The organism is Mesorhizobium sp. WSM1386 (assembly GCF_055901595.1).
The window spans coordinates 3,851,923-3,866,009 of sequence record NZ_CM148373.1 but is presented as its reverse complement, the minus strand read 5'-3'; the positions used below and the strand labels follow the sequence as shown (position 1 = coordinate 3,866,009).

Genomic DNA, 14,087 nt, shown 5'->3' with positions numbered 1-14,087 from the left:
TGCTCAAATGACCAGGCCCTTGGTCAGTTCAAGCGCCTGGCGCTCGAACAGGCGGCGGTAGATGCCGCCTTTCAGCCGGATCAGCTCGTCATGCGAGCCTTCCTCGACGATCTTGCCGCGATCGAAGACCAGCAGCCTGTCGAGCGCCCGCACCGTCGAGAGCCGGTGCGCGATGACCAGCGTGGTGCGGCCGACCATCAGCCGTTCCATCGCCTGCTGGATCAGCACCTCCGATTCCGAATCGAGGCTCGATGTCGCCTCGTCCAGGATCAGGATGCGGGCATCGGCGAGGAAGGCACGCGCGATCGCCACGCGTTGCCGCTCGCCGCCCGACAGTTTCACGCCGCGCTCGCCTACCAGCGTACCGTACCCCTTCGGCAGGCTGGTGATGAAGTCGTGCGCGCTCGCCAGGCGTGCGGCATGCTCGATCTCATCCTGCGTCGCGCTTGGCCTGGCATATGCGATGTTTTCGGCCAGCGACCGGTGGAACAGGATCGGCTCCTGCTGGACGATCGCGATCTGCCCGCGCAGCGATGCCTGTGCCACCTGCGAGATATCCTGGCCGTCGATCAGGATCTTTCCGGCGTTCACATCGTAGAGCCGCTGGATCAGCTTGACGAAAGTCGTCTTGCCCGACCCCGAATGGCCGACCAGCCCCACACGTTCACCCGGTGCGATGTCGACGGAGAAGTCGCGATAGAGCGGCGACCGGTGGCTGCCATAATGGAAGGTGACGTTGCCGAAGCTGATCGCCCCTTGCGTGATCCGGATCGGCCTGGCGCCGGGCCGATCCTCGATGCCGAGCGGCTCGGACTGGAAATCGACTAGTTCCTCCATGTCGTTGATCGAGCGCTGCAGATTGCGGATATGCGTGCCGATATCGCGCAAATAGCCCTGCAGCACGAAGAACGAGGTCAGCACGAAGGCGACGTCGCCGGCGCTCGCCTGCCCCCACGACCACAGCATCAGCGCCAGGCCGATCACTGCGGCGCGCATGGCCAGCAGCAGCGCCCCTTGCGTGGTGCCGTTGATGGTGCCGCGCACCCAGGTGCGCCGCGTGCGCGCACGCCATTTGGCAACCACCTTGGCGAGGCGGTGCTCCTCGCGCTCCTCGGCGCCAAAACCCTTGACCACGGCGTTGCAGCTCACCGCGTCGGCCAGCGATCCGCCGAGGCGCGTGTCCCAGGTGTTGGCAAGCCTTGCCGCCGGCACGACATAGCCGAGCGACAGTATCGCCGTCACCATGATGAACAGCACCGAGCCTGCCGCGACGACCGCGCCCATCAGCGGCCAGAACCAGCCAAGCAGCAGCGTCGAGCCAACGAGCATGACAACCGACGGCAGCAGCGCGATGAGGATCGTGTCGTTGAGCAGGTCGAGTGCCCACATGCCGCGCGTAACCTTGCGCACCGTCGAGCCGGCAAAGCTGTTGGCGTGCCAGTCGGTGGAAAAGCGCTGGACGCGATGGAAGGCATCGGCGGCGATGTCGGCCATCATCTTCAGCGTCAGCTCGACGATTCCCATGAAGGCCAGGTTGCGCAGCACGACGCCGGTCAGGGCGAGCGCCATCAGGATGGAAAACGCCGTCATCGCGGCATTCCAGGCGATGGCATCCGCGCCGGCGCTGCTGGCGACGGCGTCGACCAGCCGGCCGGAATAGAGCGGCGTCAGCACGTCGGCCAGCGTCGACAGCAGAAAACCGCCCATGATGAGCGACAGCCGCCACGGCTGGCGCCGCCAATGGGTGAGCGTGAAGCCAAGAACGCTGCGAAAGGCGCTCGCGCGCAGATCGATCTTATAACGAGCCATGATGTCATTCGGGCGCAAACGAGCCCGATCCCAGTAAGGTCGAAATTGAAAGCCGCGCTGGGGCAGATGGTGCCCGGGATGCGGAGTGGCATATTGGCGTCGAGCCCTCGGGAGGGCGGCGACCGGCATCGGCATAAGCCTGAGCTCGATCCGGCTTCGGCACGAGAGACAGACCCTCGCGGAGCGCCGGATGAGACCTAAGCTTCGCGGCCTCGCATTGCCATTTGAAATACTGCCATTCGGACCTCCCGCAAATGAATCGCGGAACGGCCCTTATAGTGACAGCCTGACGCATCGCCAAGACCAGCCCATGCCCGAAAGTATATCTGGTCCAGCTACTGAGGTTATTTTGCAACAACGGCTGGTGGACGCTTGGCCGCGTGCTCGCCGGCAGACGGTTTGCCTCCGATCTCCCTTCTGCATAACGGTGGCTCGGATTATCCTGAAGGCCCGGGTTGGAGACCTTGCAGCATGGCCAAGCTCATTTTCAGGATGAACCAGTCCCTCGATGGTTACGTCGACCACCTGGCAATGCCCTCACGCCCCACGCTCTTCCGTCACTGGACAGAGCAAATGCGCGACCTTGCCGGCAGCGTGTACGGTCGCGGCATGTACGAGGTCATGCGTTATTGGGACGAAGACCGTCCCGAGTGGAGCGCGGAAGGACACGAGTTCGCGGCGGCGTGGCGAAACCAACCGAAATGGGTCGTGTCGCGCTCGCTGAAATCAGTCGGCCCCAATGCCACACTTGTCCAGGACGACGTCGAGGCGGTGATCCGTGGGCTGAAGGCTGATCTCGCTGGGGAGATTTCGCTGTCTGGCCCCAACCTTGCCCGAAGCGTGACCGACCTTGGTCTGATCGACGAGTACCAACTCTACTTCCACCCGGTCGTGCTTGGTCACGGCAAGCCGTTCTTCGCCGGCCCTCGGCCACCGCTTCGCTTTGTGGCCAGCGATCTGATTGACGATGACGTGATCAGGTTGACCTACGTTCCTGCCTGATCCGCCAACGCGCATCCGGCATCGATCCCCTAGCCGCGATCCCGGAATCGGTTGGTGATGGGATAGCGACGGTCGCGGCCGAAATTCTTCCTGGTGATCTTCACACCCGGTGCAGCCTGCCGGCGCTTGTACTCGGCGATGTAGAGCAGGTGCTCGATGCGCGTCACCGTCGCCCGGTCATGGCCGCGTGCGACGATGTCGTCGACCCCCATCTCGTTCTCGACCAGGCATTCGAGGATGTCGTCCAGCACCGGATAGGGTGGTAGCGAATCCTGGTCGGTCTGGTTCTCGCGCAACTCCGCCGACGGCGCCTTGTCGATGATGTTCTTAGGGATCACCTCGCCGGAAGGCCCGAGCGCGCCTGGCGGCACATGGCTGTTGCGCCAGCGCGACAGCGCGTAGACCTGCATCTTGTAGAGGTCCTTGATCGGATTGAAGCCGCCATTCATGTCGCCGTAGAGCGTGGCATAGCCGACCGACATCTCGCTCTTGTTGCCTGTCGTCACCACCATCGAGCCGAACTTGTTGGAGATCGCCATCAGGATGGTGCCGCGCGCGCGGCTCTGCAGATTTTCTTCGGTGATGCCTTCCTTGGTGCCCTCGAAAAGCTGTGTCAGCGCGTGCAGGAAGCCCTCGACCGGCTCGAAGATCGGCACGATGTCATAGCGGCAGCCGAGCGCGCGGGCACAGTCCTCGGCGTCCTTCAGCGAATCCTTCGACGTATAGCGGTAAGGCATCATCACCGCGCGCAGCCGCTCCTCGCCGAGCGCATCGACGGCAAGGGCGGCGCAGATCGCCGAATCGATGCCGCCGGACAGGCCAAGCACGACATTCTTAAAGCCGTTCTTGTTGACGTAGTCGCGCAGGCCCAGCATGCAGGCGCGGTAGTCGGCCTCTTCCCTTTCGGGAATCTTCGACATCGGCCCTTCCGCGCAGGCCCAGCCGTCGTCCGTGCGCTTCCAGGTCGTGACATCGACCGCATCCTCGAACTGGCTCATCTGGAAGGCGAGCGTCTTGTCGGCGCCGATGGCAAACGACGCACCGTCGAAGATCAGTTCGTCCTGGCCGCCGAGCTGGTTGGCATAAATGATCGGCAGTCCGCATTCGATGACCTGGCGGATCACGACCTGGTGGCGGACATCGATCTTGGCGCGGTAGTAGGGCGAACCGTTCGGCACCAGCAGGATTTCCGCCCCGCTTTCGGCCAGCGTCTCGCAGATGTCGACTTCGCCCCAGATGTCCTCGCAGATCGGAATGCCCAGCCGCACGCCGCGGAAGTTGACCGGCCCCTGGATCTCCGGCCCAGCCTGGAAGACGCGCTTCTCGTCGAACTCGCCATAGTTCGGCAGGTCGAGCTTGTAGCGCTCGGCGATGATCTTGCCGCCATCAGCGAAGACGATCGAATTGTGGGTGCCGCTCTTGCGCTTCAGCGGCGTGCCGATGATGACGCCGGGGCCGCCATCGGCGGTGTCGGCGGCAAAGTCCTGCGCGGCCTTCTCACAGGCTTTCAGGAACGCCGGCTTCAGCACCAGATCTTCCGGCGGATAGCCGGCAAGGAAAAGCTCGGTGTAAAGCACGAGGTCGGCGCCCTGGCGCGCGGCATCCGCCCTCGCCTCCCGCGCCTTGGCAAGGTTACCGGCCACATCGCCGACGGTCGGGTTGAGCTGGGCGATCGCGATGCGCAGGATGTCGAGCTTCTTGGTCATGCTTTCCGGTTTAGCGCGGCGGAATTGGCCTCGCAATGGCGTTCGTTTGGACCAATTCGGGCCAGGCTTTGGCGTTCAATCGTCGCCCACATACTCGCGCAACGACTGCGGCGAATGGTTCTCGCCGATCGACATCGCCAGGATACGCGAAATGTGCCGGCGCGGCAGGCCGGTGTCCGCCACCCATCGATTGATCTGTGCCTGGATCTTGTCGAGGTCCCGCTTCGAGGTCGGACTATCGGCGATGTCGAGGCCGGCATCGCGAAGGGCTGCGGCCATATCGGCAGAAATGACGAAGGCGTCCCAGCCCAGCCAGCGAAGGAAATACTGGCCGGTGTTGCCGCCGAGCCGGCTGCCGTGCTTGCCGAGATAGGCCATCAGCCCGACTTGATCATCGGGTGGCCAATCGGCGAGGAAATTGCCGAAGCCGCCATGTTCCCTGGATACGCGTTCGACGAAGGCCGCATTTTCCCGGACGGACCTGATCTTCTGCGGGTTGCGCACGATGCGCTGGTCGGAAACCAGGTCGTGCCAGAAATCGTCAGGCTGGAACAACAGCCGCTTCGGCTCGAAACGCAGGAACGCTTCCTCGAAGCCCGGCCACTTCTGCTCGATGACGCGCCAGACGAAACCCGCCGCGAAAACGCGCTCGGCCATGGTCGAGAGGATGCGATCGTCCGGTATGCCGGCCACTGCTGCATTGTCGGGCACAGGCCCCAGCAGCGTCGCAAGCTCCGCCTCGCCGCCCTTGCGTTTTGCCGCGCGCAGACGAATTTTCTTGAAATCGGCCATCGGTCCCTCGCTGTCCGGCTGAATGTACCACTTCCCGTCAGGGCCGGCAGCCTCTACGTCTATCTCCACCGACGATGGAGATGGCCATGAACAAGACGATCGATGAACTGGCGAACCGCTGGCTCAAGCGTCGGCCGGACGGCCTCAGCCCGTTGGAAAGCCGGGTGCTGCAATCGGCGCTCGAGCGCACCACGATCTCCAGGGACACCAACAAGGCTGTGGCTTTCCACCAGACCTTCGGCGACCGCCTTGCCGATACGATCGCCCGCATCGGCGGCTCCTGGTCCTTCATCCTGGCCTTCCTGGCTTTTCTGGCCCTGTGGACCACCGGCAATGTCTGGCTGCTGTCGCGCGATGCCTTCGACCCCTACCCGTTCATCTTCCTCAACCTGGTGCTGTCGATGGTCGCCGCTCTGCAGGCGCCGGTGATCATGATGGCGCAGAACCGGCAGACCGAACGCGACCGCATCGATGCCGCCCATGACTATGAGGTCAATCTGAAGGCCGAGATCGAGATCATGGCGCTCCACGAAAAGCTGGATGAGCTGCGCCACAGCCAGATCCTCGGCATGCGCGAAGAGATCGCGCGGCTGGCCGATCTCGTCAAGCGGATCGACGAGAGGCTGTCGCAACAGTCGGCTACATGACCGACGCGATCCATCATTTCATCGAACAGTATGGCCTGCTTGCCGTCTTTCTCGGCTGCGTTGCCGAAGGGGAAAGTGCTGCCATCCTCGGCGGCTTCTTCGCCCATCAGGACGTTTTCGTGCTGTGGCATGCCGTTGTCGCGGCAGCCCTCGGGGCCTTTGCCGGCGACACCTTGTTCTTCATCCTGGGCCGAAGTTTCGCCGACAATCGCCATGTCGTCAGGCTGCGCGGCCGGCCCGGTTTCCGCCGCGCCTACCGCCTGCTCAACACCCATCCCAACATCTTCGTGCTGTCGAACCGCTACGTCTACGGCATGCGCCTGGTCGGCGGCATCGCGGCCGGCCTTTCGACCATAGCCGCACCGCGCTTCATCATCCTCAATGCCATCTCGTCGATGATCTGGGCGGTGCTGTTCAGCTCGATCGGCTATGTCTTTGGACTGGGGGCCGAGCATTTGATCGGCCAGGCGCTGATGCGCCACGAGCGGCTGTTCATCGGACTAGGCATCGGCCTCGCCGCGGCCGTACTTGCCTGGCTGGTCGCCCACCATATCGCCAAGCAGGAGCGCGGCCACGAGCAGTGATGTCGCCCGCCGGATCGAGGCGCGGACGTCAGATGGGTCAGATGGGAAAGCCGGTGAGCCGCTCGATGAGCGCAATGCCCCAGACGCCGGCGACGATGACCACCGAGATCAGCACCGCTAGCGAACCGCAATCCTTGGCCAGCTGGATGTCGACATTGAACTCGCGGCTGAAGGCGTCGCAGGCCGCCTCGATGCCGGTGTTCAAGACCTCGACCATGATCAGCAGCAGAACCGCGCCGATCAGCAACGCGTAACCGCGCCACGACACCGAAACGAACCACCCTGCCGGCAAGGCGAGCGCAAGGAGCGTCAGCTCCTGCTGAAATGCCTTCTCGTTGGCGGCCAGCTTGCGAAACGCTCGCACCGAATTGATAAAAGCGTCGATCAGCCGCTGCATGCCCAAATCCCTCTCCGAACCACCGGCACGGGATAAAGCAATGGCCCGATCAATGGAATAAGGCGCCTCGTCCAAAATTCATTCAGCGACCGGTATCGATGGCGTCGACTTTTCAAACTGCGGCAGCCCGTCGTCGATCGAATAATAGTCGCCCTTGTCGCCAACGAAGATATGACAGTCGCCCTTGAGGCCCGTCGGCCTGTCGAACGATCCCGCCATGACCGAAATGTAGTCTTGATCCCCCGGCTTCCAGAAAAGCACCGACCCGCATGCCTTGCAAAAGCCCCGCCTGGCGAAGGAGGACGCCTCGTACCAGGTGATGCTTTCCGAACCTTCGATGACGATATCGGCGTCGGCGACATTGGTCGCGGCGTAGAAATGGCCGCTCTGCTTGCGGCACTGCGAGCAGTGACAATAGACAACGCCACGCAGCGCGCCGCGCGTCCGGAAGCGGACCGCTCCGCACAGACAAGATCCCTGGTGACTGTCACTCATTCCAACCTCCTCCGAAAACGCGGCATCGTCCTCACCGCCAGGATTCCAGCTTCGCGGCGCCCGCGCGCAAGCAAATGCGACATGCTCTGGTGCAGCAAATCCGAAATTCGGTTTCTCCAACAGCGTAACAGGCCTGCGAACTCAGGCTGCCAAACCGGCATTGTTTTCGGATTGTTGGTGGCAGGCTGAAGCCTTTACAGCCGCAGCCGGAGAAAAACCTGCGGATTTTATGCGAATTAAGGAAACTTTAGCGCTAGCGCATCTATGGTCATGTCGTGTGAAGGTTGCGGGTGGGGACGCGCCTCTTCGCGTCTCGTTCTGGAATGTCGGTAGCATTCCCCCATGTCGGCGATAAGTGGACCCGCAAATCTTCGCCGGGATCCAAGGGGAAGAGTGGATCAGACATGCAGGCGGCAGCCACCCAGACCGAAAGAAACACCGATATCGCCAGCACCGTCGTCACGACCATGCGCCAGCTTGGCGTGCTCGGCGTGCCGCGCAACTACGAGATTTTCTACGAGGCGTTGAGCGGCACCAACCGCGAGCTCAGTCTCGCCGTCGTGTCGCTGAGCAGCCGGCCGACGCAGGATGAGCTGGATCAGATCGGGCGCACCTTCTTTGCCCACAACCATGGCCCCGGCATCGTTGAGCATGCGCGGGACGTCATCGCCAGGGAGCTTGAGGAAGTCGCATCACTCCTGCGGAGCGAGCGCAGCCACATCGAGAAATACGGCAGGATCCTCGACGAGACATCGAGCGGCCTCAGCGGCCGCAGCTTGCTGTCGCAGGACCTCTTGCAGAAGATCGCCAACGCCATGTCGGTCGCCACCAGTTCGACGATCGATCATGGCAAGCAGATTGCATCGACACTCCGTGACAAGACGGCCGAACTCGAGAGTGTCAAGTCGAAGCTCGAGGAATACAAGCGGCTGGCCGACACCGACCCGTTGACCCAAATCTGGAACCGCCGCGCCTTCGACAAGGAAATCACCAGGATCTACAACAGCAACAAGGGCATCCTGTTCAATGCCCTGATCCTTGCCGACATCGATCGGTTCAAGGACATCAACGACCGCTACGGCCATCCGGTCGGCGACAAGATCATCCAGATCATCGCCGAGATTTTCCAGACCAGCATTCGCGGCGACATGTTCGTCGCCCGCACCGGCGGCGAGGAGTTTGCGCTGATCATCGAGGGCGCCAGCGAGGACGCCACCTACGAGATCTCGGAGCGCATCCGTGCGCTGATCGAGCAGACGCCGTTCACCAGCAGCCAGACCGGCGCCAATTACGGCACCGTCACCGTCTCCATGGGTATCTGCATGGCATCCGAGGCCGATGGCCCGGAAGACCTCTACACCAAGGCCGACGGGGCGCTTTACCGTTCCAAGGTCAGCGGGCGCAACCGCGTCACCAAGCACTCGACAATGGCCGGCCGCGCCGGCAAGAGTTGGCTTCTCTACAAGAAGGACTGAAGCCTTCCATCCCGCCCTGTCGGCTGGGCAAGTATTTGACCACAAACGGAAAAGGCGCCGGATTTCCCAGGCGCCTTTTCTTTGCGTCAGTCCAGCCTGGCAGCAATCAGCCGTTCACGACCTGCTTGTGCCGCACCGGATGGCTCTTCTTCAGGAGATCCGACACCAGGAACGCCAGTTCGATCGCCTGATCGGCATTGAGGCGCGGGTCGCAATGCGTGTGGTAGCGGTCCTGCAGTTCCTCGGCGGTGATGGCGCGTGCGCCACCGGTGCATTCGGTGACGTTCTTGCCGGTCATCTCGACATGGATGCCGCCCGGATGCGTGCCTTCGGCGCGGTGCACCTCGAAGAAGGTCTGCACCTCCTTCAGGATGCGGTCGAAAGGCCGCGTCTTGTAGCCGGCGGCCTCGATGGTGTTGCCGTGCATCGGGTCCGACGACCAGACGACGCTGCGGCCTTCCTTCTGCACCGCGCGCACCAGCTTCGGCAGATGGTCGGCGACCTTGTCGGAACCGAAGCGCGCGATCAGCGTCAGCCGGCCGGGCTCATTGTCCGGATTGAGCAGGTCGATCAGCTCCAGCAAGCCATCCGGCGTCAGCGACGGGCCGCATTTCAGGCCGAGCGGGTTCTTGATGCCGCGGCAATACTCGACATGGGCATGGTCGGGCTGGCGGGTGCGGTCGCCGATCCAGATCATGTGGCCTGACGTGGCGTACCAGTCGCCGGAGGTCGAATCGACACGGGTCAGCGCCTCCTCGTAACCGAGCAGCAGCGCCTCGTGGCTGGTGTAGAAATCGGTCTCGCGCAGGGCATAGTTGGTTTCCGAGGTGATGCCGACGGCCTTCATGAAGTCCATCGTCTCGGTGATGCGGTTGGCGAGCGACTCGTACTTCTCGCCTTGCGGGCTGTCGGAGACAAAGCCGAGCATCCAGCGATGCACGTTCTCCAGGCTGGCATAGCCGCCCTGCGCGAAAGCGCGCAGAAGGTTGAGCGTCGCGGCCGACTGGCGGTACGCCATTTCCTGGCGGGCGGGATCGGGAATGCGCGATTTGGCATCGAATTCGATGCCGTTGATGATGTCGCCGCGATAGCTCGGCAGCGTCACCTCGCCCTTGGTCTCGTTGTCGGACGAGCGCGGTTTGGCGAACTGGCCGGCAACACGGCCGACCTTCACCACCGGCTGCGCGCCGGCAAAGGTCAGCACCACCGACATTTGCAGGAAGACGCGGAAGAAGTCGCGGATGTTGTCCGCGCCATGTTCGGCAAAACTCTCGGCGCAGTCGCCGCCCTGGAGGAGGAAGGCCTCGCCGGCGGCGACAGCCGCGAGCTGCTTCTTCAGCTTGCGCGCCTCGCCGGCAAAGACTAGCGGCGGAAAGGTGGCGAGTTGGGCCTCCGTGTTCTTCAGCGCGCCAAGATCCGGATAAGCAGGAACCTGCTTGATCGGCTTTGCTCTCCACGAATTCGGCGACCATTTCGTCATCGCTGCACCCAACGCTCTTTCCGGCAAGCACCCTCGCCCGCCATTTCCAGCCCCTATAGGGGTGGCGGCTCCATACACGAAGCCGATTTTCTATTCTAGACCGGAATTTCAGCGCTGGCGATGATGGCCGGCGGCTAGGCGGCCTTCTCCACCAGCCGCGCCAGCTGCGTCATGACGACCGCAGAGCCGGCAAGCCGCTTCTCGGCCGTCGGCCAATCGCGAGTGAAGACGACACTGTGGTCAGGCCTGATCTTGGCCAATGACCCCTGTTCGCCAATGAACTTGACCAGACCGACCGGGTTGGAGAATTCGCGCTTGCGGAAGTGGATGACGACGCCCTTCGGCCCGGCGTCGAGTTTTTCCACATTGGCCTTGCGGCAGAGCGCCTTGATGAAGACGATCTTGAGGAGATGCTTCACCTCGTCCGGCAGCGGGCCGAAACGGTCGATCAGCTCGGCGCCGAAAGCATCGATCTCCTCGGTGTTTTCGAGATCGCCGAGACGGCGGTAAAGCGCTAGCCTGAGCTGCAGGTCGGGCACATAGCTTTCCGGGATCATCACCGCGGTGCCGACGGCGATCTGCGGCGACCAGCCGCCATCCTGGACCTCGCCGGAATCCTTCACCTCGGCCACGGCCTCTTCCAGCATCTGCTGGTAAAGCTCGAAGCCGACCTCCTTGATGTGGCCGGACTGTTCTTCGCCCAGAAGATTGCCGGCGCCACGGATATCGAGATCGTGGCTGGCAAGCTGGAAGCCGGCGCCCAGCGTGTCGAGCGACTGCAGCACTTTCAGCCGGCGCTCGGCCGTGTCGGTCAGCTTGCGGTTGGCCGGCAGAGTGAACAGCGCATAGGCGCGCACTTTCGAGCGGCCGACGCGGCCGCGCAGCTGGTAGAGCTGCGACAGGCCGAACATGTCGGCGCGATGGATGATCAGCGTGTTGGCGGTCGGGATATCCAGGCCGGATTCGACGATGGTCGTCGACAGAAGCACATCGTACTGGCCGTCGTAGAAGGCATTCATGATGTCGTCGAGTTCGCCCGGCGGCATCTGGCCATGGGCCACGGCGACTTTCAGTTCCGGCACGGATTCACGCAGAAAATCATGGATTTCGGCGAGATCGCTGATGCGCGGAACCACATAGAACGAATGCCCGCCACGATAGCGCTCGCGCAGCAGCGTCTCGCGGATGACCAGCGGATCGAAGGGCGAGATGAAGGTGCGCACCGCCATGCGGTCGACAGGCGGCGTGGCGATCAGCGACAGTTCGCGAACGCCGGTCAGCGCCAGTTGCAGCGTGCGCGGGATCGGCGTCGCCGACAGCGTCAGAACGTGGACGTCCGTCTTCAGGTCTTTCAGCCGTTCCTTGTGCTTGACGCCAAAGTGCTGCTCCTCGTCGATGATCAGCAGGCCGAGATTCTTGAACGAAATGGCAGACCCGAGCAGCGCATGGGTGCCGATGACGATATCGACCTGGCCCTCGGCAATGCCTTTCTTGGTTTCGGCCAGTTCCTTGGCGCCGACCAGCCGCGAGGCCTGGGCAACACGGATCGGCAGGCCGGAAAACCGCTGAGAAAACGTCTTGAAGTGCTGGCGTGACAACAGCGTCGTCGGCACCACCACTGCGACCTGGAACCCTTCCATGGCGGCGATGAAGGCGGCGCGCAGCGCCACTTCGGTCTTGCCGAAGCCGACGTCGCCGCAGATCAGCCGGTCCATCGGCTTGCCGGCACCGAGGTCATCCCTGACCGAGTCGATCGCCGTCTGTTGGTCGTCGGTTTCCTCGTACGGGAAACGAGCCGAGAATTCGTCATAAAGGCCTTCGGCCGGCACCAGCGCCGGTGCGGCGCGCATCTGCCGCTCGGCGGCGATGCGGATCAGTTGCCCGGCCATGTCGAGCAAGCGCTTCTTCAACTTCGCCTTGCGCGACTGCCAGGCGCCGCCGCCGAGCTTGTCCAGCGTCGCCTCGGCTGTGTCGGAGCCGTAACGCGACAGGAGCTCGATGTTTTCCACCGGCAGGAACAGCCGGTCGTCGCCGGCATAGTGGATTTCCAGGCAGTCATGCGGCGCACCGACGGCTTCGATAGTGCGCAGGCCGATGAAGCGGCCGATGCCGTGGTCGGCATGGACGACGATATCGCCGGCCGACAAGGCCGAGGCTTCGGCTATGAAGTCGGATGCCCGCTTCTTGCGCTTCGAGCGGCGGATCAGCCGGTCGCCCAGAATGTCCTGTTCGGCGACGACGACCAGTTTTTCGGTCTCGAAGCCGGATTCCAGCGGCAGCACGGCCAAGGCCGCTTGCCCCGGCTCGAGTTGTTCGGCTTCGGCCAGCGTCTCGACCTGTTTGAGGTTGCCGAGATGATGCTCGGCCAGGATCTGGCCAAGCCGGTCGAGCGAACCTTCGGTCCAGCCGGCGATGACGACACGGCGGCGTGCCGCGCGCTCGTCGGCGATGTGCCTGACGACGACGTCGAAGACGTTGACGTTCGGGTCGGCGCGCTCCTCGACGAAGCTGCGGCCATGGCGCGATCCGGCGTGGTAGACCTTTTTCGCGCCGGCATCGGGCGCGTCGAATGGCGTGAAGTCGATCGCTTCGCGCGGCCCGAGCGAGGCGATCAGGTTTTCCGGCGAGAGATAAAGCAGATCCGGCGCCACCGGCTTGTAGGGCACCGCATCCTTCAGTGCGGCGTCCGCCTGCTTCTTGCGCGCCTCGTAATGGTCGAGAATCAGCGTGTGGCGTTCGGCCAACGCCTCATGCGCCAGATGGTCGAAGATGACAGGCGTGTCGGGCAGATAGTCGAACACGGTCTCCAGCCGCTCGTAGAAGAACGGCAGCCAGTGCTCCATGCCGGCGAAGCGCCTACCCTCGCTGACCGCCGCATAGAGACCGTCATCACGCTGCGGCGCGCCGAAAGCTTCGATATAGGCGCGGCGGAAGCGGCTGATGGTTTCGGGCGTCAGCGCCACCTCGCTCATCGCCTGCAGCGCCATCGACTTGCGCTGGCCGGTGGTACGCTGCGTGGCGGCATCGAAGACGCGGATCGATTCCAGCGTATCGCCGAAGAAATCGAGCCTCAGCGCCTCGGTCCAGCCCGGCGCGAAGAGGTCGAGGATGCCGCCACGCACGGCGAACTCGCCGATACCGCGCACCGTCGGCACCCGTTCGAAGCCCGACGTTTCCAGCCGCGACACCAGCGCGTTCATGTCGATCTGGTTGCCCGGCCTGGCGTGAAAGGTCTGCGCTTCGACAAGCTCTGCCGGCGGAATGCGCTGCAGCAGCGCATTGGCGGTGGTGAGGATGACGGCGCGGTGCGGCTTCCTGGCCAGCGCGATCATGGCGGTCAGTGCATCGAGGCGCTTGGCCGCGGCATCCGAACCGGGCGAAACGCGGTCATAGGGCAGGCAATCCCAGGCCGGCAGTTCGAGCACCGGAAGGCCGGGGGCCGCGAAGGACAACGCCTCGATGATTGCCGGCAGGCGCTGGCCGTCACGCGCCACGAACAATACCGGCTTGTCGGGCGCGATCTCCAGCGCAGCCTGCACCAGCGCGAAGGCTTCATAGCCATCGGCGACACCGTCGACGATGAACTGGCCGGCATGGCCTTTCGGCAGACCAATGGTGGGAATGAGGCTCATCAAATCACGGTCTTGTTTTGTCGCAATTCCTAGGAAAACTGCTTGGGACTTTTCCTGGGAATTGCTTG

General features: G+C 63.3%; 11 protein-coding genes. 4 read left to right on the top strand and 7 right to left on the bottom strand.

The features are described from left to right. Positions 1–3: 3 nt before the first annotated feature. Positions 4–1,809, bottom strand: coding sequence for an ABC transporter ATP-binding protein (locus AC0NIH_RS18935; RefSeq protein WP_473460487.1), 1,806 nt, complete (start codon positions 1,807–1,809; stop codon positions 4–6). A gap of 471 nt (positions 1,810–2,280) precedes the next feature. On the opposite strand from AC0NIH_RS18935, the gene AC0NIH_RS18930 reads away from it, so the two are divergent. Next, positions 2,281–2,811 carry a dihydrofolate reductase family protein gene (locus AC0NIH_RS18930; protein ID WP_473460489.1) on the top strand — a complete coding sequence of 177 codons (531 nt, stop codon included), beginning with the start codon at positions 2,281–2,283 and terminating at the stop codon, positions 2,809–2,811. 29 nt (positions 2,812–2,840) lie between these two features. Here AC0NIH_RS18930 and AC0NIH_RS18925 read toward each other — a convergent pair whose 3' ends face one another. Then, entirely contained in the window at positions 2,841–4,517 is a 1,677-nt protein-coding gene (locus AC0NIH_RS18925) for an NAD+ synthase (RefSeq protein WP_473460491.1), read from the bottom strand. A gap of 75 nt (positions 4,518–4,592) precedes the next feature. Then, the gene (locus tag AC0NIH_RS18920; RefSeq protein ID WP_473460493.1) at positions 4,593–5,309 is read right to left on the bottom strand and encodes a DNA-3-methyladenine glycosylase I; all 717 of its coding nucleotides are present in this window, start codon (positions 5,307–5,309) and stop codon (positions 4,593–4,595) included. Positions 5,310–5,395: 86 nt separating this feature from the next. Between AC0NIH_RS18920 and AC0NIH_RS18915 the strand changes: the two genes are divergently transcribed. Both AC0NIH_RS18915 and AC0NIH_RS18910 read left to right on the top strand, forming a co-directional pair. Then, entirely contained in the window at positions 5,396–5,956 is a 561-nt protein-coding gene (locus AC0NIH_RS18915) for a DUF1003 domain-containing protein (RefSeq protein ID WP_023763652.1), read from the top strand. Next, positions 5,953–6,540 carry a DedA family protein gene (locus tag AC0NIH_RS18910; RefSeq protein ID WP_473460495.1) on the top strand — a complete coding sequence of 196 codons (588 nt, stop codon included), beginning with the start codon at positions 5,953–5,955 and terminating at the stop codon, positions 6,538–6,540. The genes AC0NIH_RS18915 and AC0NIH_RS18910 overlap by 4 nt, the downstream gene beginning before the upstream one ends. A gap of 37 nt (positions 6,541–6,577) precedes the next feature. On the opposite strand, the gene AC0NIH_RS18905 is transcribed toward AC0NIH_RS18910, so the two are convergent. Together AC0NIH_RS18905 and AC0NIH_RS18900 are read right to left on the bottom strand one after the other, a co-directional pair. Further along, a complete protein-coding gene (locus AC0NIH_RS18905) occupies positions 6,578–6,937 on the bottom strand; it encodes a diacylglycerol kinase (protein ID WP_013895235.1) in 360 nt (119 codons plus the stop codon). A gap of 78 nt (positions 6,938–7,015) precedes the next feature. Beyond that, the gene (locus AC0NIH_RS18900) at positions 7,016–7,432 is read right to left on the bottom strand and encodes a GFA family protein (RefSeq protein WP_023763649.1); all 417 of its coding nucleotides are present in this window, start codon (positions 7,430–7,432) and stop codon (positions 7,016–7,018) included. Positions 7,433–7,836: 404 nt separating this feature from the next. On the opposite strand from AC0NIH_RS18900, the gene AC0NIH_RS18895 reads away from it, so the two are divergent. Further along, on the top strand, positions 7,837–8,907 hold the full coding sequence (locus tag AC0NIH_RS18895; protein WP_473460498.1) for a GGDEF domain-containing protein: 1,071 nt from the start codon (positions 7,837–7,839) through the stop codon (positions 8,905–8,907). A gap of 106 nt (positions 8,908–9,013) precedes the next feature. Here the strand turns inward: AC0NIH_RS18895 and AC0NIH_RS18890 are convergent, their stop codons facing one another. Together AC0NIH_RS18890 and mfd are read right to left on the bottom strand one after the other, a co-directional pair. Then, a complete protein-coding gene (locus AC0NIH_RS18890) occupies positions 9,014–10,387 on the bottom strand; it encodes a class II 3-deoxy-7-phosphoheptulonate synthase (protein WP_023780585.1) in 1,374 nt (457 codons plus the stop codon). A 134-nt stretch (positions 10,388–10,521) separates the two neighbouring features. Next, positions 10,522–14,019 carry a transcription-repair coupling factor gene (gene mfd / locus AC0NIH_RS18885; RefSeq protein ID WP_473460500.1) on the bottom strand — a complete coding sequence of 1,166 codons (3,498 nt, stop codon included), beginning with the start codon at positions 14,017–14,019 and terminating at the stop codon, positions 10,522–10,524. Positions 14,020–14,087 lie beyond the last annotated feature (68 nt).

What these genes read in the sequence shown, in the direction of transcription:
- AC0NIH_RS18910 (WP_473460495.1), top strand. Translation starts at nt 5,953, where the DNA reads ATGACCGACGCGATCCATCATTTCATCGAACAGTATGGCCTGCTTGCC.
- AC0NIH_RS18905 (WP_013895235.1), bottom strand. Translation starts at nt 6,937, where the DNA reads ATGCAGCGGCTGATCGACGCTTTTATCAATTCGGTGCGAGCGTTTCGC.
- AC0NIH_RS18925 (WP_473460491.1), bottom strand. Translation starts at nt 4,517, where the DNA reads ATGACCAAGAAGCTCGACATCCTGCGCATCGCGATCGCCCAGCTCAAC.
- AC0NIH_RS18900 (WP_023763649.1), bottom strand. Translation starts at nt 7,432, where the DNA reads ATGAGTGACAGTCACCAGGGATCTTGTCTGTGCGGAGCGGTCCGCTTC.
- AC0NIH_RS18935 (WP_473460487.1), bottom strand. Translation starts at nt 1,809, where the DNA reads ATGGCTCGTTATAAGATCGATCTGCGCGCGAGCGCCTTTCGCAGCGTT.
- AC0NIH_RS18915 (WP_023763652.1), top strand. Translation starts at nt 5,396, where the DNA reads ATGAACAAGACGATCGATGAACTGGCGAACCGCTGGCTCAAGCGTCGG.
- AC0NIH_RS18930 (WP_473460489.1), top strand. Translation starts at nt 2,281, where the DNA reads ATGGCCAAGCTCATTTTCAGGATGAACCAGTCCCTCGATGGTTACGTC.
- AC0NIH_RS18895 (WP_473460498.1), top strand. Translation starts at nt 7,837, where the DNA reads ATGCAGGCGGCAGCCACCCAGACCGAAAGAAACACCGATATCGCCAGC.
- mfd (WP_473460500.1), bottom strand. Translation starts at nt 14,019, where the DNA reads ATGAGCCTCATTCCCACCATTGGTCTGCCGAAAGGCCATGCCGGCCAG.
- AC0NIH_RS18890 (WP_023780585.1), bottom strand. Translation starts at nt 10,387, where the DNA reads ATGACGAAATGGTCGCCGAATTCGTGGAGAGCAAAGCCGATCAAGCAG.
- AC0NIH_RS18920 (WP_473460493.1), bottom strand. Translation starts at nt 5,309, where the DNA reads ATGGCCGATTTCAAGAAAATTCGTCTGCGCGCGGCAAAACGCAAGGGC.